The following is an 18,693-nucleotide window of genomic DNA, read 5'->3' on the forward strand; positions in this document are numbered from 1 at the left end:
ACCATTGTGGGAGTGCTAGCCAGTACTATTACTTTATGCACTGCCTTAGCAGTGAAGTAGAAAAAGCCTGATTCGCCTTGCTGCTGGCTGCCGCTAATACAAGTAAGCCGGTAAGTGTGTCGGTACCAGCATGCCCGACAACCTCTTAATGTGCAGGTGCGTTATATTTATCAGGATTATTGATGATTTTATGTTTAAGATTCTCCTGGTGCTTTATTTAAATTTTTCTCTAAGTTAGAGTTATTATAATAAATTTATCTTAAATTTTAACATTTTCTGGGGTTTTATGACAAAATCAATAATACTTATCGCTTCGGCGGCCTTAGTTTTTAGTTCTTCTACACTTGCCCGGACAAACTGTCCCGCTGCATTGGTGCAAAATATCCAGATTGAATCAGATAAAGTACTTTATGTACAGTATGGCTACCCATGGCGAAGTCTTGGCAATTTAAATGAACCTGGCACTCGTGAAAGGCTATCTGCTTTACTGGCAGCTCAAATGGCTGGAAAAAAGGTTGCTGTTTCTTATAAAGATGCCGAATACGATTGCAGTACTACTAACTACAGTGTTAGTGCTTATTTGTTGCGTACTTATACTGATTGATTTCTATAATACACACAATAATATTTAAAAAAGTATTATTATAGAAATGCCATTCATATTGATATGGATCTTTTTAACTTAGGGATTAAGATATGCCGCTGAAATTGAAGTTCATTAGTATTATATTTTTACTTTTTCATGGCAACCTGTACTCGGCAACTGTAGATTGTGCCAATATGGTTATCAGTTCAGTAACTGTAGAAGGGCCGCGTGATGATCAGCATGTTTTTCAAAATAAGCTATTGATACTTTTCCAATCAGAGTGCGCATCTAAGAGATATGTGCATGCTAGTTTAGACCACCCTGCTTTTAATGGTTTTCTCAGTATTGCACTTGCGGCAAAGGCCTCTAATCGAAAGGTACATATTGGCGTGAATACGAATGAACAAACAGGCGCTTCTAATCAGCTAGCACATATTTCTATTGCGGATTAAATTCATTTGATAATTTTTTTGCGGTTTAAAGGAATTAAATGAGATATTTTCTACTTTTTATAGCGCTATTTCCCTTAATGGGTTTAGCTGGCGAATTAACTCGTGGCGCCTCCATATTGGAGGTGGCAAATCATGCTGGCTTGGACAGTAAAAATTTTGCAGTACAAGTTGAGGGTGGTATTGGCCCTTGTATGGGATGGATATACTTTGAAGAAGAAAACGCACCTTCACCATCAGCCCACAATCAGGCATTCGCCATTGCACTGACAGCGCTAACTGCCGGAAAAAAAGTTCGGATACATAATTATTCAAGTGATTCTTGTACTGGCGCAACATTTATTTCAATTTCTCGTTAGTTTACATGGTGTTGAAATTAAACAATTGGTGATAATGTGAAAGTGAGTAATAGGTTTTCCTGGTTATTTTTATTAACGCTGAGTAGCGCTAACGTTTTGGCAGCTGACTACGTAGGTTCCGGCATCACTACAGTTGATTTTATTACATCTTACAACGGCAATGGCGATGTAATGTTTAGGCTTAAAGAACCGATTGAAGCCTGCTCAAGAGGATATTGGCTAAGCACAACTGATACTGGCTTTCAGGCAAATATGTCGATGTTGCTGGCTGCTTACCAGGCGAACTCTAAGGTGAGAATATATGGGCTGCCAGGCCAAAGTTGGCCTTCAAGCACTAACTTATACTGTAAAGTATATAGTGTCGAGTATCATAGATAGCGGCTCTGGAGATAGTATGAATAAAATGGCTTTTAGAATAATTTTGATAATGTTGACTTTACTGTCGGGGCCAGTGAATGCCGCTGGCGGTTTGCCTGCTAATAAAATAAATAAACTGGCATTTCAGACTGGTGGGCTATTTATTTATGCCAATAACTGGGCGAACCCCAATTCATGCTCTAGAAACTCTGCGGTTGTTTTATTACAGAGCGATCCAAATTATGATAAAGCCTATGCGCTTATCTTGGCAGCATATATGTCTGGTAAAATGCTGTCAGGTTATTCAGATGGTTGCACAGAGTTTGATGCTCAAACCTACAATACTATTCGTGGTCATAAATATCTTACTGTAGAGTAGTGAGGTATGTTTTATCAGTTTTATAGTTTTGGATTTGTTATGAAATTAAAAATATTATTTTTTCTGTCCCTTTTTTCTGCAGCCGTAGAATGCGATCCTATTTGGAGCGATTATACTGAGATAACTAATTTGTATCCTACAGATTACGGTTTGGCATTTAATACATTATATAAAAACCTTGAACTTAGTAGTTGTGATGGTGGCACGCGCTTTATACTGAATAAAGACTCTGCAGAGTACAATACCCAGGTATCGGTACTTATTGCAGCATTTATGGCACAAAAAAGGGTAAATTTATATATTGAAGATCTACCTGCAAAATGTTTCGCAACGGTTATTCGTTTTAGAGTAGCACGTTATTGAGCTCACTCCGGCGGCATATCTGTTCTAAGCATCAAATATCAAACATACGAATTATGCTTAGTATGGCAAGAGCGATATAGGTGATAGCCACAGTTGGCTTTAGCGCCTGGTGCAAATATGACATGGCCAGGGCGGTGATGCCGCCACGTTGTTGCTGCCAGGCGCTGTGCCACTGCATACCAATGTCCTGGTTTTGTGCCAGCGCTTGCTCTAGCTGTAACAGCCGTTCGGCGGTACGCTGCTGTACTGTACGTAGCAAGGCTTCATGCAGCCAGAATAAGGCTATTGCTGCGAATTGAACGCGCGCGCTACTGCCGCTATGCAACAACCAAAACCACACCAGCAGGCTAAGTAGTTTTAACCACAGCGCCTGCATATCCAATTTGGCGTAACTTTGTTGCAGGCAAAGCCATTCAGACTGGGTGCGTGCGGCCATGTTAAATTCCTTTATATTCCGTTACAGGGTTGGTTGGCGTGCCATGCGCGTGTTGTGGCTCTATATGTACGCTAAGTTCAACGCCCAGCTGCTGCATGGCCAGTTCGGCGTCGTCAGCTAACTGATGTGCCTGCTCTACTGTCCAGTGTCCAGGTACCTGCATATCTACCTGGGCAAACTGAAGGGTGGCGGCAGAGCGGGTGCGCAGGTTAATAAACTGCACTTTGCCGCTGGCAAAATGCTCCAGCGCCTGCGCTATTTCATTGATGCGGCGGTCAGGCAAGGCTTTGTCCATCAGGCCGTTTGCCGCACGATAAAGAATACCGCCACCTTCATGCAAAATATGCAGCGCGACAGCAATTGCCACCGCAGCATCTAGCCAGTTTTGTCCGGTAAGCACCGCAAGGCCAACGCCGATAACCACACCGGCGGTGGTCCAGACATCGGTCATCAGGTGCTTGCCATCGCCTTCCAGGGCCGGTGAATTATATTGCTTGCCACCTTTTAGTAACAGCATGGCAATAGCCAGATTGATCAGGCTGGCCAGTACCGTAAGCAAGGTGCCTATACCCAGCGTGGAGATAGGTTGCGGGTTAAACAGCCGTTCAATAGCTGTGGTAAGAATGACCAATGCAGCCAGAAAAATCATGCCGCCTTCAAAGGCGGCCGATAAATATTCCGCTTTGCTGTGACCATAAGGGTGGCTGTTGTCAGCCGGGCGGCGGGCAATGCTGACCATAGCCAGCGCAAAACCTGCGCCTGCAACGTTAACCAGAGATTCTACTGCATCAGATAAAAAACCGACCGAGCCGGTAAGGTACCAGGCCAGGGACTTAAGCGCCATAGTGGCAAAAGCACCCACTAAAGACAGCAGCAGTAACTGGCGCGGGCGTAAGTTGACCATGGAAATATTCCGGAAATTGCTTGTAGTTACTGCAATGTAGAGTAGCTTCTGTTAGCTGCTATGTCATTGTTTAATATATCTGTCGATCTATGGGAGAGCCACAGACGTAATATTGCTGCCAGCCGGAGATTACCTTAATGTCATAAAACTGCCTTGTTGTGCGGCTACACTGCGGCCAGTTGTAAGCGGGATATTGGGAGCGGTGATGTTGTCGAAGCTGAAAATCTCCAGCAGGGTACTGATACTGGGTGTACTGCCTTTACTAATGTTGTTGCTGGTGTTAGCCGGTGCTTTTTGGTCGGCACAGCAAAAAGATAAGTTGTTTAATCAGTTATACGATGATCATCTGGCGATTTTGTCTGATGTTATGGCGGTACAGCAGATTTTACAGCAAACCGCATTGCAGGATATCCGCAAATATCGCACCGGTTGGGCTTCAGCAGAAGCCACTGAACAAGCCATTAAACAGCATATGGCACAGGCACAGCAGCACTGGCAGGGCTTTGTGCAAAGTAGGCCAATGCAGGACGACAGCGAATTTTATACCGAACTGGATCAGGCCTTTGCCAAAGCGGTTCAGCATTATGGCGAATGGATTAGCTATGCCGGCAGCGATGCGCTGCTGGTGCGTATTTTGAATGAGTCTACCGTTAACAGCGAAATCGAGCTTAGGATCACCGGCTTTACCCAACTGACTGAGGCGTTTATTCAGCAGCAACTCAGTGCCGCAGTAACCGTGCGCGACAGAGCGCAGCATTTTACCGGGCAGTTAGTACGGGCTTATTTATTGGGTGGCTTAGCGCTGGTATTGCTGGTTAGTGCACTGATTTGGGCGATACAGCGCTCAGTATGCCGACCATTACTTGCATTGCGTGACTTGCTGGTGCAGGTGGTTACCCGCTCTGATCTTAGCTTGCGGGCAAATGACAAGGGCAACGACGAGCTGGCACAAGCTGCCGGTGCGCTCAACCAAATGATGCAGCATTTTGAGCAGCTGGTTGCCAAGCTGGGCCACAGTGCTGTGGCATTAAACCAGCAGGCAGGGCAGGTTTACGATATCAGTACCGAGGTAAACCAGAGTGCTGCCGTGCAGGCTCGCCAGGCACAGCAACTGGCCGCCGCCGCAGAGCAGATGAGCAGCAGCGTGCAGCAGGTAGCGCAAAACGCCGGGGTAGCAGCACAAGCAGCAGTGAACGCCGAGCAGCTGTGCCAAAGTGGTCATACTGCTGCTGATAAAAGCGCCGCAGGTATCACAGCACTGGCTGCACAGTTACAGCACAGTGTTGAGGTGGTAAGCAGTTTGCAACAAGGCTCCGGCCAGATCTCCGGTGTACTGGAGGTGATAGGTAAAATTTCTGAGCAAACCAATTTATTGGCGTTAAATGCCGCCATTGAAGCCGCCAGGGCAGGCGAGGCTGGGCGCGGCTTTTCTGTGGTCGCCGACGAAGTGCGCACCTTATCTGCTAATACCAAGCAGGCTACGGAGTCAATAAACGGCATGATTTCAAAGTTGCAGCAGCAAGCTTCTGACGCCGTACAGGTAATGCAGCAGGCGTATACGCAGGCCAATACCAATGTGCAGTTAGCGCAGGATACCGGCAGCCGCTTTAATCAGTTGGCCAGCGCAGTTGAGCATATCAGCAGCGCAAATGCACAAATTCACACAGCCACAGCACAACAGCAGGTGGTTTCAGGAAATATTGCCGCCACTATACATCAGTTAAACGACGAGGTTAGCCAGTTAAGCAATGAAGCCAGCCGCTCAGCCAGCGCCAGTGAGCAATTAACCCAACTGGCCGCCCAGTTAAATATCGACTGGCAGGTGTTTGCAAACTAACTGACAAAGCTGCCGTATTACAGTGCTCATTTCACCATAGCAAAGTAGCAACAGGTAACTGGTGTTGCTTTGTGCATTGCATGTACAAATAAAACGCTTTACACTTGCCGCGCAACCAAGGGGTGCAATAGCTGAGATGCCGCAAGGCGAACCCTTAGAACCTGATCCGGATTATACCGGCGGAGGGATGGTGCTAACTCCTCAAGCTGGTGTGATCTCTGTGTTTTTATGGAGATTCATACAAAAATGCGTTTTTTCCCATCGTTAATTGCTGTTGCGGTATGCAGCAGTTTTGCTATTCAGATCAATGCAACTGAAACTGCCGCAGAGCCGGTTGATACGGCTATAGAACGGATCCGTGTGCAGGGTGATTTTCGCCAGCAATCCGTACAACAGGTTGCCGGTAGTATTGCGCTGGTTAGCGAACAGGATGTTAAGCGCACTTCTGCGCAGCACCTGGATGACTTACTCAACCAGTTTGCCAATGTTAACTTTACCTCAGGTGCATCGCGTGGCCGCTATATTCAAATGCGCGGTATCGGCGAGCGTAGCGAGTTTGTCGATACCATTAACCCATCAGTGGGCATACTGATTGATGGTATTGATTACTCCGGTTTAGGCATAAGTGGCATCAGTGATTTAGCCCAACTGGAAGTATTTCGTGGCCCTGAAGCCAGCCGTTTTGGCGCTAATGCACTGGCGGGCATGTTAAACCTGACTACCAAAGGCCCAACAGCGACGCCGGAGGGTAAGTTCAGTGCCACCCTGGCTAACTACAATAGCCGCCAGTTGGCAGGCCAATTTAGTAACAGCATTAATCAGCAACTGGGTTACAGTTTTTCGCTGGAACAGCAAACTTCAGATGGTTTTATTGATAATACCTATTTAAATCGCGACGATACTAATAATATCGACGAATTTACCGGCCGTTTTAAACTGCGTTATCAGCCATCAGATACCCTAACACTGCAACTGGTTACCCACTTTACTGATCAGGATAACGGCTATGATGCGTTTTCGCTGGATCGCAACCGCACCACGCTGTCAGACGAGCCTGGCCAGGATAAGATCCGCAGCAAAGCGGTAGCGCTGCAGGCAGATTACCGTGGTTTACCGTTTGCGGCAGTGCTGGCGCAACTGAGTTATTTAACCGCCGACAGTGATTATGGTTTTGACGAAGACTGGAGCTATGTGGGTATTCACCCCGATGAATATGCCACTACCGACCGTTACTTACGCAGCCGCGATCAGTTTACGCTGGATTATCGGTTTATTTCCACGCCGGCGGGCAAGCTGGGCAACAGCGACTGGGTATTTGGCTTGTATGCCGCCAGTAAAAACTTCGATTTAACGCGGCAATTCTGGAATTGGGATTTATGGCAAGCCGACAGCTTTGTCAGTGAGCTCAGCCGTAGCAATGCCGCAGTGTATGGTGAGCTAAGCACGCCGCTAAGCAGCAGTTGGAGCCTGGTATCGGGCCTGCGGCTGGAGCGTTATGACGATGATTACAGTGATATCAGCGGCAACAATATTAAAAACCACGACACCATGTGGGGTGCCAATCTCAGCCTGAATTATCAGGTTAATAGCCAGGCATTGATATACCTGCTGGCGTCGCGTGGTTATAAAGCCGGTGGTGTAAATGGTGATGCACTGGCTAAAGCTGCTGATGACAGCTTAAGCGAGCTAAACAGCAAAGCCAGCTTTAAGCCAGAAACACTGTACAACGCCGAATTTGGTGTAAAGGGCAGTGCGCTGGACCAAAGCATAACCGCAAGGGTGGCGGCGTTTTATATGTGGCGCGACGATATGCAGGTAAAAGGCTGGCTTAACCCCGACAGCGGCCCGCAATTTGCCGGTTTTATTGATAATGCCGGTAGTGGCCGTAACTACGGTATTGAAATGGAAAACCGCCTGCAGCTGCACCCGCAGTTTGCGCTGTTTTTATCTGCCAGTTGGCTTAAAACCAAGCTGGGTAATTATATTACGCTGGACGAAGAAAACTTCAGCGGCCGTGAACAGGCCCAGGCACCGCGCTTTCAATACAGTTTAGCCACTGACTGGTATATCACCGAAGCCCTTACCTTTAATGTCAGCCTGCAGGGCAAAGACGCCTTCTTTTACTCCGACGGCCACAATGCCCGCTCAAAACGTTACGAGCTGTTAGGCGCACGTTTAAGCTATCAGCTAACCAACTGGGAGCTGGCAGTATGGACCCGCAACGCGCTGGATCAGGACATTGGTGTGCGTGGCTTCTACTTTGGTAACGACCCGCGTGACGGCTACGAGCCGCATGTCTATGAGCAGTTTGCTGAGCCGCGCCGTTTTGGCGTAACGGCCAGCTATCAGTTCTGAAGTGATTGATTATTTAAGGAGCAAGTTATGCAGTTATCCGTTGAAATCAGTAAGTATCCGTTAGCCGACGATTACATTACACCGATAAAAGGTTTTATTGCCGAGCTGAATAAATACCCGGACATAACCGTGCTGACCAACACCATGAGCACCCAGTTATTTGGTGATTATGATGCAGTGATGCAAGCGCTGCAGGCCTGTATTAAGTGGTCATTTGAGCAGTACGGTAAAGTGGTGTTTGTCGTTAAGTTTATTCACGGTGATTTACGGCCATGAACGAGTTGATCACACAGGCTATGGCGCAGTGGCAGTTGATGCACAGCCTTGAGCTGGCAGCAACACTGCTGGCGCTGGCTTATGTGATTCTGGCATTAAAACAAAGCCTGTGGTGCTGGCCGGCTGCGCTGTTAAGTACCGTGTTGTTTACCCATGTTATGTGGCAGTCGGCGTTGTTATCTGATGCCTTGCTACAGCTGTACTATGCTGCTATGGCGCTATATGGTTGGTGGCGCTGGCAGCAATTGCGCCAGAGCGCCCCTGACCAGCGCGGCCCGGTGTATGAGTGGCCCTGGCAACGCCATGCAGTATTAATTGGTATTACAGCTTTGGCGGGTGTGGCGTTGGGGGCCTTTATGGCAAATTATACCCAGGCCGATTTTGCCTATATTGATGCACAAACCACAGTGTTTAGTGTAATGGCAACCTGGCTGGTAGCACGCAAGCTGGTGTCAAACTGGTTGTACTGGGTGGTAATAGACGCGGTATCAATTTTCGTTTATGCACAAAAACATCTGTATTTCCTTACCGGCTTGTTTATGCTGTATACGGTTATCGCTATTGCAGGGTACTTTATTTGGCGCAGTCATTATCAGCAACAACCGGCAGTGAGATTGAGCATGTAACCCGCTTATGCCAGCGGCTGGAGTTTTTTGTTGATCAGCCGCCGTTGCAGGTGCGGGCATTGTCTCATGGCGCAAGTAACCAAAGTTACTATGTAAAAACAGTGCAGGGCGAATATGTGTTGCGCTGTTATCCGGCAGAATCTACCGTATGCCGCCAGCAGGAACTGCGTTGCCAGCACGCGGCCGCAGCCAAAGGGCTGGCCGCTACACCTCTGTGTTTGAATAACCACTATCAGGTGATGTTAAGCGAATATATCCGCGGCGCCGAGCCTTTCGATTATGCCCGCCATGGCGGTAGTGCTTTGTTATCTGTGCTGGCGCAATTTCATCAGTTACAGGTGCAAACCGCCACCCTGGATTATACCACCTATTTACCACAACTACTGGCAGCGCTACCGGCAGATTGCCGCATTAACAAAGCTATGCTGGCTAAGGTGAAGCAGGCCGCACAGCTGCTTAGCTGCCTGGAACCTGATTTAGTGTTATGTCATCTGGATTTACATCAGGGTAATTTACTCTGGGCCGCCGATGCATTGTGGTTGCTTGATTTTGAGTACAGCCAGCAGGCCGACAGCAGCCTGGATTTAGCCGCCATAAGTTTGCATTTTAACTTAGATAAAACAGCCGAAGCGCAAATGCTAGCCGACTATGCCCGCTTACGCCAACCCCGCTTACAGCAACATAGTGAGCTGGCAACATTGTTAGATAAAAAGCTCCCTGCAGCTAAGTTGCTGTACTGCGGTTTTTGCTGGCTGTGGTATCTGGCACTGCCAGATTGCCAGACGCAGGCAAACTATTGGCAGCAGCAGGTGCAGGCTTTACCGTTACAAACCGCCTAAACGTTCAGCCAGTGTTTTGTAGCGCTTTACATCCTCTTCATTAAACAACGGCTTACCTGCGCTGTCTGTTTCAGCCGCTATCAGCAAATTTTCCCGTGCCAGCCGCTCGACTCTTATTGTTTGTACGCCAAGCAGATTTGCAACCTGCTCAACTGTCATTAATGCCATAACCTTATCCTGTTGATTAAAAAACTTACAAGTAATAGCCTAAAATCAGGCATTTGTGAATAGCCAACTGATAAAGGCAGCATAACAGAAGGCGATGTAACACCCGGTTACACTTTTTTAAACCACCGCTAATAGTGTTGTTTGCCACTGCGTGCTAATTTCAGCGGTTAACGGTACAACAGAGCAAAACCATGAAAACCACATTTTATTCACTATTATTTACCGCCCTGATTAGCAGTGGCCTGACACATGCTGCCCAGCCTGCTGCTCCGGTAGCAGTGCAACAACCTTATACTGTTAAATCACCCAATGGTGACCGGCAAGACCCGTTTTACTGGTTGCGTGACGACAGCCGCACCTCGCCGACCGTGCTGGACTACCTGCAGCAGGAAAATGACTACTTTGCTGCCTATGCCAGCAAATATCAGCCGCTTACCAGAAAACTAACAGATGAAATTATCGGCCGTATTAAACAGGACGACAGCTCAGTACCATACAACAGAGGTGACTACAGCTATTACCGCCGTTTTGAAGCCGGCCAGGAATACCCGGTTTATGTACGTAAGTCGTTAAAAGACGGCACCGAGCAGATTATGCTGGATGTTAACAAACTGGCGCAGGGTAAAGATTTTTATCAGGTAGCTAACTGGCAGGTAAGCCCGGACCAAAACCTGCTGGCCTATATGGAAGACACTAATGGCCGGCGTCAATACACGCTTAAAGTACGTGATTTACGTACCGGGCAGGATTTACCCGATCAGCTTACCGGGTTATCCGGCAGCCTTGCCTGGGCAAAAGATAACAAAACGCTATACGTAATAAAAAATGACCCGGTAACCCTGCTTAGCACTAAAGTGCTGCAGCATACGCTGGGCAATGATCCGGCCAGTGCCCGCCAGGTATATGAAGAAAAAGACAACAGCTTTTACATGGGTGTGGGCAACACACTGGACGACAACTATGTGGTTATCTATTCCAGTAGTACAGTGTCTGCAGAGATGCAGGTACAGGATGCCAGCAAGCCACAAAGCGAGTTTAAAGTTATCGCTGCGCGCCAGCGTGATTTTCAGTATACGGCCGAGCATCTTAATGGCCGCTGGATTATCAGCACCGATTGGGATGCGCCTAATTTCCGTTTAATGACAGTAGAAACTGCCAAGCTGGGTGATCGCAATAACTGGCAACCGCTGGTAGCGCATGATGAAAAAGTATTTATTGATGGCTTTGAAGCATTCGACAATTACCTGGCGATCAGCGAGCGTAGCGAAGGTTTGCGCCGTATTAAAGTGATGCCATGGAACGCACCTGATAAAGCCTTTTATGTCGCATCAGACGAAGCGGCCTATGTTACCACCTTTGAAACTAACCCGGAGCAAAACACCGACTGGTTACGTTATACCTATACGTCACTGACTACACCGCAAAGCGTGTATCAGCTGAATATGAAAACCGGTGAAAAACAGCTGTTAAAAGAAACCGAAGTACTGGGCGGTTTTGATAAAAACAACTATGCCACTGAGCGCGTATGGGCCACCGCCGCTGACGGCGTAAAAATACCGGTGTCTTTATTGTATAAAAAAGGCTTTAAAGCCGACGGTACTGCACCTTTATATCAATATGCTTATGGCTCTTATGGCAGCTCGTCTGATCCGTCATTCCGCTCTACCGTGTTCTCGTTGGTTGACCGGGGCTTTGTTTATGCTATTGCCCATATCCGCGGTGGCCAGGAAATGGGCCGCCACTGGTATGAAGATGGCAAACTGCTGAAAAAAATTAATACCTTTACCGATTACATCGCGGTAACCGATTATCTGGTAGCCAATAAATACGCTGCCAAAGATAAAGTGTTTGGTATGGGCGGCAGTGCTGGTGGCTTACTGATGGGTGCAGTAGCCAATATGGCGCCGGAAAAATACCGTGCACTGGTAGCGCATGTGCCCTTTGTTGACGTGGTGACCACCATGCTGGATGAAAGCATTCCGCTTACCACCAACGAGTTTGACGAGTGGGGCAACCCAAAACAAAAAGCTTATTACGATTATATGCTGTCGTATTCGCCCTATGATCAGCTAAGCAAGCAGGCTTACCCGGCACTGCTGGTAACCACCGGCTTGCATGACTCACAGGTGCAGTATTTTGAACCGGCCAAATGGGTAGCTAAACTACGTACGCTTAAAACCGACAACCAGCCATTATTGTTTAAAACCAATATGGAAGCTGGCCATGGTGGTAAATCAGGCCGCTTTTCACGCCTGGCCGAGCACGCGCAGGAATATGCTTTTATTCTTAACCTGCTGGGGCAAACCGAATAACCTGCTACAACACCTCATTAAGCCGGGTTTTATAGCCCGGCTTTTTTCTGCCTGCAATGCCACTTCTATTATGTTTACTGCTGTTTTAGTGCTTCATAACGATATACAAATAAGATCAATTATCATTTGCAAATGATTCTCAATTAGATTAAAGTCTGGCTCGCAAGTTAATAAGAATTATTATCATTAAGGAGCCGTTATGTCGTTGCCACTTAACCGGGCTATTTTTGTTGCTGCGCTACTGTCTGCCAGCGTTGCCGTCCCTTTTGTAGTACATGCCCATGTGCCGTATTTACAGCCCGCCAGTTTTGAGCCAATCCGCGGTGGTTGGGTGAGTCTTGATGCCGCCTTTGCCGACCGCTTTTTTATTCCCGAAGTCGCTTTTGATAACAGCCAGTTCAGTGTACTGACACCGGCTGGCACGGCAGTTAAACCAGCCTTGGTACAGTATAGCCATACCCGCACCACGGCAGAACATCAGCTAACCGATGACGGTACGTACCGCTTTAGCACCGGCCTGCGTTACGGCGCGGTATTTCACACCTATGAGCAAGATGGCGAACGGAAAAACAGCCGCGATGAAAATTTCAAATTACCGGCCGGGGCTAAATCTATTGCGCATTTTCAGGCAGTAACCCGGGCTGAAACCTATGTCAGCAAAGGTGCACCAAGCCATAACGCGTTAAAACCCGGTGGCGAGGCGCTGGAACTGGAGTTTCTCAGCCACCCCAATGACCTCTATACAGACAGCACCTTAAAAGCCCGTGTACTGTTTAACGGCAAACCGCTGGCACAACAGGCAGTAAATGCGTACTTCGTGGAAGCCGGTGCCAATGACGAAAAAATTACGCAGCAACTGACAACTGATGCCGCCGGTATTATCAGCTTTAAACCCGAAAAAGCCGGTACCTATTTATTGCTAAGCCGTTATCGCGCCGATGCTCCGGCCAGTGCCAAAGTGCCGCAATACAGTTACAGCTATAGCGTTGTGCTGGAAGTTACCCAATAGCGCCCACCCGTTAGTGCAGGAGTTTTACCGATGAACAAACAACATTTATATACCACTTTATTTCTGGCGCTAAGCAGTGCCTACCTGAGTGCCTGTAGCAGCACAGCGGCCTCCGACACGCGCTTAAGCGAGGCGCAGCAAAAGCAGCTAGCAAGCGAACGTGCCGGCCACCTGCGCCAAACGCATGTGCGCTTTAATGCGCTGGATAAAGACGAAGATGGCTATATCAGCCGCGCTGAATTCAACCGCTCCGGCGATTTAGCTTTTGAGCGGATGGATACCAATAAAGACGGCGTGTTGTCTGCTGCCGATCCTAAACCGGAACCGCGTGGCGAAGATACTCGCACAGAGCAATCGCGTGCAGAGCAAAGCCGCCAACAGCAAGCGCAGCGCGCTGAACAGCCCCGGCGCGAACGCCTGTTAAAAATGCCAACCACCCATTCTGTTGAAGGCATGCTGGCGATGTACGACAGCAATAAAGACGGCGTAATCAGCCGTGAAGAATATGCCCAGGGCCGTGCTGCACAGTTTGCGGCTACCGATGCCAATGGTGATGGCCAGCTGAGCTACGACGAATACGTTGCAGAATTTGCCACCAGGCTGGACAAACAAATAAGCCAGATCGGCAAAAAAGCCGACTAAGCCGCATTCAGGAGAACAGTAACATGGCTATGCAGTACACTTTATTAGCATTGGCAGTAACGGGCGCCTTTACCGGCCAGGTACTGGCGGATAACACCACGCCAGAGCTGGATACCGTATCGGTAACCGCACAGGCGGTGCAAACTCAGGCTAACAGCAAACAAACCGAGCAACTCAGCGCACAACAGCTGCAACAGCAACAAGCGCAAAATATTGCCGATGCAGTGCGCTTTGTGCCTGGCGTTACCACTACCGATATGGGCCGCTTTGGCAGTAATGGCTTTAATATCCGTGGTTTAGATGGCGACAGGGTAGCCATTACTGTAGATGGTTTATCGCTGGGAGAAACGCTGGACCCGCCCACTTTTGTTGCTTATGAGTTTTTCCGTTCTGCCAGAGGTGGAGTCGATATCGATGCACTAAAGCAAATTGAAATTGTAAAAGGGGCTGATGCTATCGCCGCCGGCAGCGGCGCTTTAGGTGGGGCGGTATTGTTTGTTACCAAAGATCCGGCCGACTATTTAACTGCAGAAGGTGATGACAGCCATATTGGCTTGTCTGCCGGTTTTAGTGGCTCAAATGACGAAACCTCATTCAGTGGCACTGTGGCTAACCGCAGCGGCAAGCTGGAATCTTTACTGGTGTATACCCGCCGTGATGGCAGTGAAACTGAAACGGCCCGCTCTGGTGAAAATATCAGCGGTGCCGGGCGTACTATTGCCGATCCGCTGGATTACAGTAGCAATAATATTCTGGCTAAGTTGCAATATCAGCTAACGGATAGCCAACGCCTGGGCTGGACCGGCGAATACTTTAAACAAAAAAGCGAGCTGGACAACCAATCCAGGCTGGACAGCACTTATTTATCCCGCTTGGGTGATGATGAAATTGAGCGTAAACGCTTTGGCCTGCAATATGAGTGGCTGGCCGCCCAGAGTTTTGCCGACAGCGTAAATGCCACACTGGATTACCAGTCAAACTACACTCATGGTTTAACCACCATGCTCACCACCGGTTGCAGTGGTGCAGTAAATGGTGAAGTATCGCCTTGCCTGCGCAGTGAAGACCGTGATTTTAAGCAGCAACAACTGAAACTGGCTGTGGCGCTGGATAAAGAACTATTTGGCAATACTGTGCACCAGCAGTGGTTGTATGGTGGTTCGGCTGAGCGGCGCAGCGTGGAATATTCTGCTGTTGACCGCCGTTATATTGGCCAGACAGATGAGCTGGCCAGCCCGCCGGTAATTGATCCGGATCAGGTACCCAAAACCGATGTTACTGCACTTAGCCTGTATGCCCGTGATGTGATCACGTTTGACCCTCGCTGGACTTTACGTATCGGCGGCCGCTTTGACTCGCTAAAGTACAGCCCGGAGTTAGATGAACAGTTTAGTGATGACAGCCAAACCGTAGGCGACGTCGATTTCAGCGCCTTTACCTGGCAAACTAACCTGACCTACCAGATAGCTCCGGCGCATCAGGTATGGGTTCAGGCCGGGCGCGGTTTTCGGGCGCCAACCGTAGCAGAAATGTATTCCCCCACCTCGCTGATCAGCCGCACTGAACAAGCAACCGGCGTCATCGTGGATGACTTATGGAGCAGTATCGCTAACCCGGATTTAAAAGCCGAGCGTAGCCTTAACCTGGAAACCGGTTACCGCTATCAAACCGACAACCTGTTACTGGGCGTATCGCTGTTTAAAGATCAATACAGCGATATGATTGACACAGTTACCCGGATACAAAACCCTGATGTGGTGTATGAAACCTGTAGCCGTGGTGTTTGCACCGAGGCACAAGGTAACCAGTACAACACCATTGATAATATTGGCGAAACCGACGTAAAAGGCGTAGAGCTTGAAGCCGCCTGGCGCTTTAGCCGAGCTTTTAGCTCGCGTTTGGCTTATTCGTATAACGAGGGTGAAAAAGAAAACGGTGACCCGCTGCGCAGCATTAACCCGGCTTCGGCAGTGCTGGGCTTTCGCTACGACGCCGCTAACTGGAATATTACTGCGAACGTAACGCACAGTGCGGCTAAAAAAGCCAAAGATGCCTATGACTCAACAGAAAGCTCTTTTGAAGCAAAGCCTTACCTGACCGACAGCTACACTGTTGTTGATCTGATGGCTACGCTGGACCTGACACCAAACTGGCAGCTGAGAGCCGGTATTTATAACCTGTTCGACGAAGAATACTACCAATGGCAACGGGTACGTTTTGTTACCAACTGGGTAGGCAGTGGTGTGCGCGGTGGTGTACTGGCTGACGGTACCGGCCTGCAGCGTTACAGCGAACCTGGCCGTTACGCCAAACTGGCCATTAGTTATAGTTTTTGATGTTTTCTCCCGCTGCTATGCAACCGCTGGCGCAAAGCCTTCCCCCTGCTGTTAAAGCAGGGGGCTTTTTGCTTACGCTGATTGCCGTAAGTGGTGCACATTTATTGCCACTGGCCTGGTATCTGGCAGCACAGGAAAATACCGTAACAGTAAAGCCGCCGGTATTAACCGGGGTATTGGTATCACAACCGGCATCGCAGCAAACTGCCGCGCCACCACCAAAGCAAAAGCCCGTGGTTACAGCAGAAACGCAACCGGTAGTAAAACAAGAAATTAAGCCTGCAGTTAAACCGGCAGCTAAGCGTGAGCTAAAGCAAACTCAGGCAGATAAAAAGCCCGCTAAAGCGACAGAACAAGCACCGCTAACAACAGCCGTAACAAAAACCGCCGAAACAGAAATCGCCGTAACAAAAACCGCCGAAACAGAAATCGCCGTAACAAAAACCATAGCACAGCCGGTTACTGAGCCAGCTAACCCTGTAGCAAAACACAGCCACGCGGCTAAAGCCGTGCCGGTTTCAGCACCGGTGCTAAATGCTACAGCGCACTACAATGCGCCGCCGGTATACCCGCAGTTATCGCGCAAACTGCGCGAGCAGGGCACAGTGGTGTTGGAACTTACCGTGCTGGTTAACGGCACCGTAGCTGATGTTATCGTGCTGCAAAGCAGCGGCTATCCAAGATTAGATCAGGCTGCGCTCAGTGCCGTGCAGCACTGGCGTTATCAGGCGGCACGCCGCGCTGAAACAGCCATAGATTACCGCTACCGCCAGCGGGTTGCATTTTCCTTAACCGAAGGAGTTAACTGATGACACAACTGACAGACAACCCTTATGGCTTAGCCGCGCTTTGGGCGCAGGGTGACTGGGTAATAAAAGGCGTGGCGTTGTTGCTGTTGTTAATGTCGGTTGCCAGCTGGAGCGTAATTATCTGGCGCAGCCTGATGCTGTGGCGCCTGCGCCCGGCCAATATTGCTTCGCGGGATTTCTGGCATGCACAAAGCTTTGCTCAGGGCTTGCAGTTACTGCAGCCGCACAACAATGCCAGCCCATACCGGTTGTTGGCCGAAGAAGGCCAGGCGGCGGTCGATCATCACAGCCTGCACAAAGCCGATTTACACGGCCAGTTAAGTTTAAACGACTGGCTAAGCGCCTGTTTGCGTAACGCCATTGACGACAATGTACAACAACTACAGCGTGGCTTGCCGGTGCTGGCGTCGGTAGGTTCAACTGCACCTTTTATCGGCCTGTTTGGCACAGTGTGGGGCATTTATCATGCACTGGTTAGTATTGGTGTATCTGGCCAGGCCGGCATTGATAAAGTAGCCGGTCCGGTAGGTGAGGCATTAATTATGACTGCCGTTGGCCTGGCGGTGGCCATACCGGCAGTGCTGGGCTATAACGCACTGCAACGGGCTAATAAAGGTGTTATTACCCGGCTTAACCGTTTTGCCCATCAGTTGCATGCGTATTTTCTTACCGGCGCGGCGCCCAAAGCCAGTGTCAGTGTGTTAACCACTAAACAGGCCAGTAACGAGGAGAGTGCTTAAATGGCTTTTGCTACAGGCTCGCAGGATGATGAAATCATCAGCGAAATTAATATGACACCGCTGGTGGATGTGATGCTGGTACTGCTGATTATTTTTATGATCACCATGCCGGTGCTTACTCAGACCGTGCTGGTAGATTTACCTCAGGCCAGTGCAGCACCCGCTACCACACAGCCCGACAGCATTGCTATTAGTGTACTGCGCGACGGCAGCGTGCAGTGGAATAGCGAAGGAGTAACGGCAGAGCAACTGCAACACCAGCTGGCACAAATAGCACAGTTACCCCAGCAACCTCCATTGCAGTTAATGGCTGATAAAGCGGTAGAATACCAGCATGTGCTTAACGTAATGGCGCTGGCACAACAGTTGGGCATTACGCAGTTGGGTTTTGTTACTGAGCCGGTTGAATAACGCCGATGCATAGCTTTCACATGGCGGGTGGCTAAGGTAAATTATCACTTTTACAGCAACAGCAAGCCCGTTTTTTCAGATGTGAAGCGGCCAAGAGTTATGGTTACAGTATGCATAAGAACTTGCTCGATATTATAAATCGCCGCCAGTTGGTGTCGGCAATAAATAAAACTAAATGGCGCGAGTTGTGCCAGGAGTTTGGTGAGCGTCACTCACTAAATATTAGCGTGCGTTATAAATTGATTACCTCAGAACAGGTGCTGGGGTTTAGCCCTGTTTGGTGGGATGAGCTGTTTGCCGAGAGCTCAGCAATAGAATGGCTGGATTTTGATCCCCTGGTGAAAGAACACCAGGGGCGTCTTATCGCAGATAAAGTAACGGATGTTTCGGCTGAAATATTAGCCATACTTAATAAGCACGGCATTAAATACACCGCGCAAGAATCTTATTTCCGGGTCTGGGGTTATCTGAACCCTGGAATTGACCCTAAATTCGTATAA

At 48.8% G+C, this 18,693-nt stretch carries 21 protein-coding genes and 1 riboswitch; of the genes, 18 read left to right on the plus strand and 3 right to left on the minus strand.

Translation table 11 applies throughout. The annotated features are described in order from the left end of the window. The first annotated feature begins 286 nt into the window (after nucleotides 1-286). The 5 genes from M2404_RS05425 (at nucleotide 287) to M2404_RS05445 (ending at nucleotide 2,493) form a co-directional block, all read left to right on the plus strand. Nucleotides 287-604, plus strand: coding sequence for a hypothetical protein (locus tag M2404_RS05425; RefSeq protein ID WP_259238708.1), 318 nt, complete (start codon nucleotides 287-289; stop codon nucleotides 602-604). 92 nt (nucleotides 605-696) lie between these two features. Beyond that, nucleotides 697-1,038 carry a hypothetical protein gene (locus M2404_RS05430; RefSeq protein WP_259238709.1) on the plus strand — a complete coding sequence of 114 codons (342 nt, stop codon included), beginning with the start codon at nucleotides 697-699 and terminating at the stop codon, nucleotides 1,036-1,038. 38 nt (nucleotides 1,039-1,076) lie between these two features. Continuing rightward, nucleotides 1,077-1,394, plus strand: a complete 318-nt coding sequence (locus M2404_RS05435) for a DUF5992 family protein (RefSeq protein WP_259238710.1) — start codon at nucleotides 1,077-1,079, stop codon at nucleotides 1,392-1,394. A gap of 394 nt (nucleotides 1,395-1,788) precedes the next feature. Then, nucleotides 1,789-2,130: a hypothetical protein gene (locus M2404_RS05440; RefSeq protein ID WP_259238711.1), complete on the plus strand. Its 342-nt coding sequence runs from the start codon at nucleotides 1,789-1,791 to the stop codon at nucleotides 2,128-2,130. Nucleotides 2,131-2,169: 39 nt separating this feature from the next. Beyond that, entirely contained in the window at nucleotides 2,170-2,493 is a 324-nt protein-coding gene (locus M2404_RS05445; RefSeq protein WP_259238712.1) for a hypothetical protein, read from the plus strand. A gap of 31 nt (nucleotides 2,494-2,524) precedes the next feature. On the opposite strand, the gene M2404_RS05450 is transcribed toward M2404_RS05445, so the two are convergent. Beyond that, a complete protein-coding gene (locus M2404_RS05450; protein ID WP_259238713.1) occupies nucleotides 2,525-2,929 on the minus strand; it encodes a hypothetical protein in 405 nt (134 codons plus the stop codon). Between the two features lies 1 nt (nucleotide 2,930). Then, complete coding sequence (locus M2404_RS05455; protein WP_259238714.1) at nucleotides 2,931-3,833, minus strand: cation diffusion facilitator family transporter; 903 nt, start codon at nucleotides 3,831-3,833, stop codon at nucleotides 2,931-2,933. Nucleotides 3,834-4,038: 205 nt separating this feature from the next. Here M2404_RS05455 and M2404_RS05460 point away from each other — a divergent pair, with 205 nt between their 5' ends. The 5 genes from M2404_RS05460 to M2404_RS05480 all read left to right on the plus strand — a co-directional run bounded on the left by M2404_RS05460 (nucleotide 4,039) and on the right by M2404_RS05480 (nucleotide 9,766). Further along, entirely contained in the window at nucleotides 4,039-5,670 is a 1,632-nt protein-coding gene (locus M2404_RS05460) for a methyl-accepting chemotaxis protein (RefSeq protein WP_259238715.1), read from the plus strand. 108 nt (nucleotides 5,671-5,778) lie between these two features. Beyond that, nucleotides 5,779-5,875: riboswitch (TPP riboswitch) on the plus strand. A 41-nt stretch (nucleotides 5,876-5,916) separates the two neighbouring features. After that, a complete protein-coding gene (locus tag M2404_RS05465; RefSeq protein ID WP_259238716.1) occupies nucleotides 5,917-8,025 on the plus strand; it encodes a TonB-dependent receptor in 2,109 nt (702 codons plus the stop codon). 27 nt (nucleotides 8,026-8,052) lie between these two features. After that, entirely contained in the window at nucleotides 8,053-8,301 is a 249-nt protein-coding gene (locus M2404_RS05470; protein ID WP_259238717.1) for a YkoF family thiamine/hydroxymethylpyrimidine-binding protein, read from the plus strand. Beyond that, nucleotides 8,298-8,927 carry a nicotinamide riboside transporter PnuC gene (gene pnuC / locus M2404_RS05475; RefSeq protein ID WP_259238718.1) on the plus strand — a complete coding sequence of 210 codons (630 nt, stop codon included), beginning with the start codon at nucleotides 8,298-8,300 and terminating at the stop codon, nucleotides 8,925-8,927. The genes M2404_RS05470 and pnuC overlap by 4 nt, the downstream gene beginning before the upstream one ends. After that, nucleotides 8,879-9,766 (plus strand): phosphotransferase, encoded by an 888-nt coding sequence (locus M2404_RS05480; RefSeq protein ID WP_259238719.1) that lies wholly within the window; start codon nucleotides 8,879-8,881, stop codon nucleotides 9,764-9,766. The genes pnuC and M2404_RS05480 overlap by 49 nt, the downstream gene beginning before the upstream one ends. Here M2404_RS05480 and M2404_RS05485 read toward each other — a convergent pair. After that, nucleotides 9,752-9,934, minus strand: coding sequence for a MerR family transcriptional regulator (locus M2404_RS05485; RefSeq protein ID WP_259238720.1), 183 nt, complete (start codon nucleotides 9,932-9,934; stop codon nucleotides 9,752-9,754). The two genes, M2404_RS05480 and M2404_RS05485, sit on opposite strands and share 15 nt — an antisense overlap. A 191-nt stretch (nucleotides 9,935-10,125) precedes the next feature. Here M2404_RS05485 and M2404_RS05490 point away from each other — a divergent pair, with 191 nt between their 5' ends. The 8 genes from M2404_RS05490 (at nucleotide 10,126) to M2404_RS05525 (ending at nucleotide 18,693) form a co-directional block, all read left to right on the plus strand. Beyond that, nucleotides 10,126-12,246 (plus strand): S9 family peptidase, encoded by a 2,121-nt coding sequence (locus M2404_RS05490; protein ID WP_259238721.1) that lies wholly within the window; start codon nucleotides 10,126-10,128, stop codon nucleotides 12,244-12,246. Between the two features lie 199 nt (nucleotides 12,247-12,445). After that, on the plus strand, nucleotides 12,446-13,255 hold the full coding sequence (locus M2404_RS05495) for a DUF4198 domain-containing protein (protein WP_259238722.1): 810 nt from the start codon (nucleotides 12,446-12,448) through the stop codon (nucleotides 13,253-13,255). Nucleotides 13,256-13,285: 30 nt separating this feature from the next. Further along, nucleotides 13,286-13,897 carry an EF-hand domain-containing protein gene (locus tag M2404_RS05500; protein ID WP_259238723.1) on the plus strand — a complete coding sequence of 204 codons (612 nt, stop codon included), beginning with the start codon at nucleotides 13,286-13,288 and terminating at the stop codon, nucleotides 13,895-13,897. Nucleotides 13,898-13,920: 23 nt separating this feature from the next. Continuing rightward, nucleotides 13,921-16,233: a TonB-dependent hemoglobin/transferrin/lactoferrin family receptor gene (locus M2404_RS05505; protein WP_259238724.1), complete on the plus strand. Its 2,313-nt coding sequence runs from the start codon at nucleotides 13,921-13,923 to the stop codon at nucleotides 16,231-16,233. 68 nt (nucleotides 16,234-16,301) lie between these two features. Beyond that, nucleotides 16,302-17,042 carry an energy transducer TonB gene (locus M2404_RS05510; protein ID WP_259238725.1) on the plus strand — a complete coding sequence of 247 codons (741 nt, stop codon included), beginning with the start codon at nucleotides 16,302-16,304 and terminating at the stop codon, nucleotides 17,040-17,042. Next, a complete protein-coding gene (locus M2404_RS05515) occupies nucleotides 17,042-17,782 on the plus strand; it encodes a MotA/TolQ/ExbB proton channel family protein (protein ID WP_259238726.1) in 741 nt (246 codons plus the stop codon). Before M2404_RS05510 ends, M2404_RS05515 begins: the two co-directional genes overlap by 1 nt. After that, nucleotides 17,783-18,193, plus strand: a complete 411-nt coding sequence (locus M2404_RS05520) for an ExbD/TolR family protein (RefSeq protein ID WP_259238727.1) — start codon at nucleotides 17,783-17,785, stop codon at nucleotides 18,191-18,193. It begins immediately after the preceding gene. Nucleotides 18,194-18,303: 110 nt separating this feature from the next. Beyond that, nucleotides 18,304-18,693, plus strand: a complete 390-nt coding sequence (locus M2404_RS05525; protein ID WP_259238728.1) for a DUF6678 family protein — start codon at nucleotides 18,304-18,306, stop codon at nucleotides 18,691-18,693.

It is taken from the genome of Rheinheimera pacifica, from assembly GCF_024809855.1.
Lineage (GTDB): Bacteria > Pseudomonadota > Gammaproteobacteria > Enterobacterales > Alteromonadaceae > Alishewanella > Alishewanella pacifica_A.

What these genes read in the sequence shown, in the direction of transcription:
- M2404_RS05425 (WP_259238708.1), top strand. Translation starts at nt 287, where the DNA reads ATGACAAAATCAATAATACTTATCGCTTCGGCGGCCTTAGTTTTTAGT.
- M2404_RS05430 (WP_259238709.1), top strand. Translation starts at nt 697, where the DNA reads ATGCCGCTGAAATTGAAGTTCATTAGTATTATATTTTTACTTTTTCAT.
- M2404_RS05435 (WP_259238710.1), top strand. Translation starts at nt 1,077, where the DNA reads ATGAGATATTTTCTACTTTTTATAGCGCTATTTCCCTTAATGGGTTTA.
- M2404_RS05440 (WP_259238711.1), top strand. Translation starts at nt 1,789, where the DNA reads ATGAATAAAATGGCTTTTAGAATAATTTTGATAATGTTGACTTTACTG.
- M2404_RS05445 (WP_259238712.1), top strand. Translation starts at nt 2,170, where the DNA reads ATGAAATTAAAAATATTATTTTTTCTGTCCCTTTTTTCTGCAGCCGTA.
- M2404_RS05450 (WP_259238713.1), bottom strand. Translation starts at nt 2,929, where the DNA reads ATGGCCGCACGCACCCAGTCTGAATGGCTTTGCCTGCAACAAAGTTAC.
- M2404_RS05455 (WP_259238714.1), bottom strand. Translation starts at nt 3,833, where the DNA reads ATGGTCAACTTACGCCCGCGCCAGTTACTGCTGCTGTCTTTAGTGGGT.
- M2404_RS05460 (WP_259238715.1), top strand. Translation starts at nt 4,039, where the DNA reads ATGTTGTCGAAGCTGAAAATCTCCAGCAGGGTACTGATACTGGGTGTA.
- M2404_RS05465 (WP_259238716.1), top strand. Translation starts at nt 5,917, where the DNA reads ATGCGTTTTTTCCCATCGTTAATTGCTGTTGCGGTATGCAGCAGTTTT.
- M2404_RS05470 (WP_259238717.1), top strand. Translation starts at nt 8,053, where the DNA reads ATGCAGTTATCCGTTGAAATCAGTAAGTATCCGTTAGCCGACGATTAC.
- pnuC (WP_259238718.1), top strand. Translation starts at nt 8,298, where the DNA reads ATGAACGAGTTGATCACACAGGCTATGGCGCAGTGGCAGTTGATGCAC.
- M2404_RS05485 (WP_259238720.1), bottom strand. Translation starts at nt 9,934, where the DNA reads ATGGCATTAATGACAGTTGAGCAGGTTGCAAATCTGCTTGGCGTACAA.
- M2404_RS05490 (WP_259238721.1), top strand. Translation starts at nt 10,126, where the DNA reads ATGAAAACCACATTTTATTCACTATTATTTACCGCCCTGATTAGCAGT.
- M2404_RS05495 (WP_259238722.1), top strand. Translation starts at nt 12,446, where the DNA reads ATGTCGTTGCCACTTAACCGGGCTATTTTTGTTGCTGCGCTACTGTCT.
- M2404_RS05500 (WP_259238723.1), top strand. Translation starts at nt 13,286, where the DNA reads ATGAACAAACAACATTTATATACCACTTTATTTCTGGCGCTAAGCAGT.
- M2404_RS05505 (WP_259238724.1), top strand. Translation starts at nt 13,921, where the DNA reads ATGGCTATGCAGTACACTTTATTAGCATTGGCAGTAACGGGCGCCTTT.
- M2404_RS05515 (WP_259238726.1), top strand. Translation starts at nt 17,042, where the DNA reads ATGACACAACTGACAGACAACCCTTATGGCTTAGCCGCGCTTTGGGCG.
- M2404_RS05520 (WP_259238727.1), top strand. Translation starts at nt 17,783, where the DNA reads ATGGCTTTTGCTACAGGCTCGCAGGATGATGAAATCATCAGCGAAATT.
- M2404_RS05525 (WP_259238728.1), top strand. Translation starts at nt 18,304, where the DNA reads ATGCATAAGAACTTGCTCGATATTATAAATCGCCGCCAGTTGGTGTCG.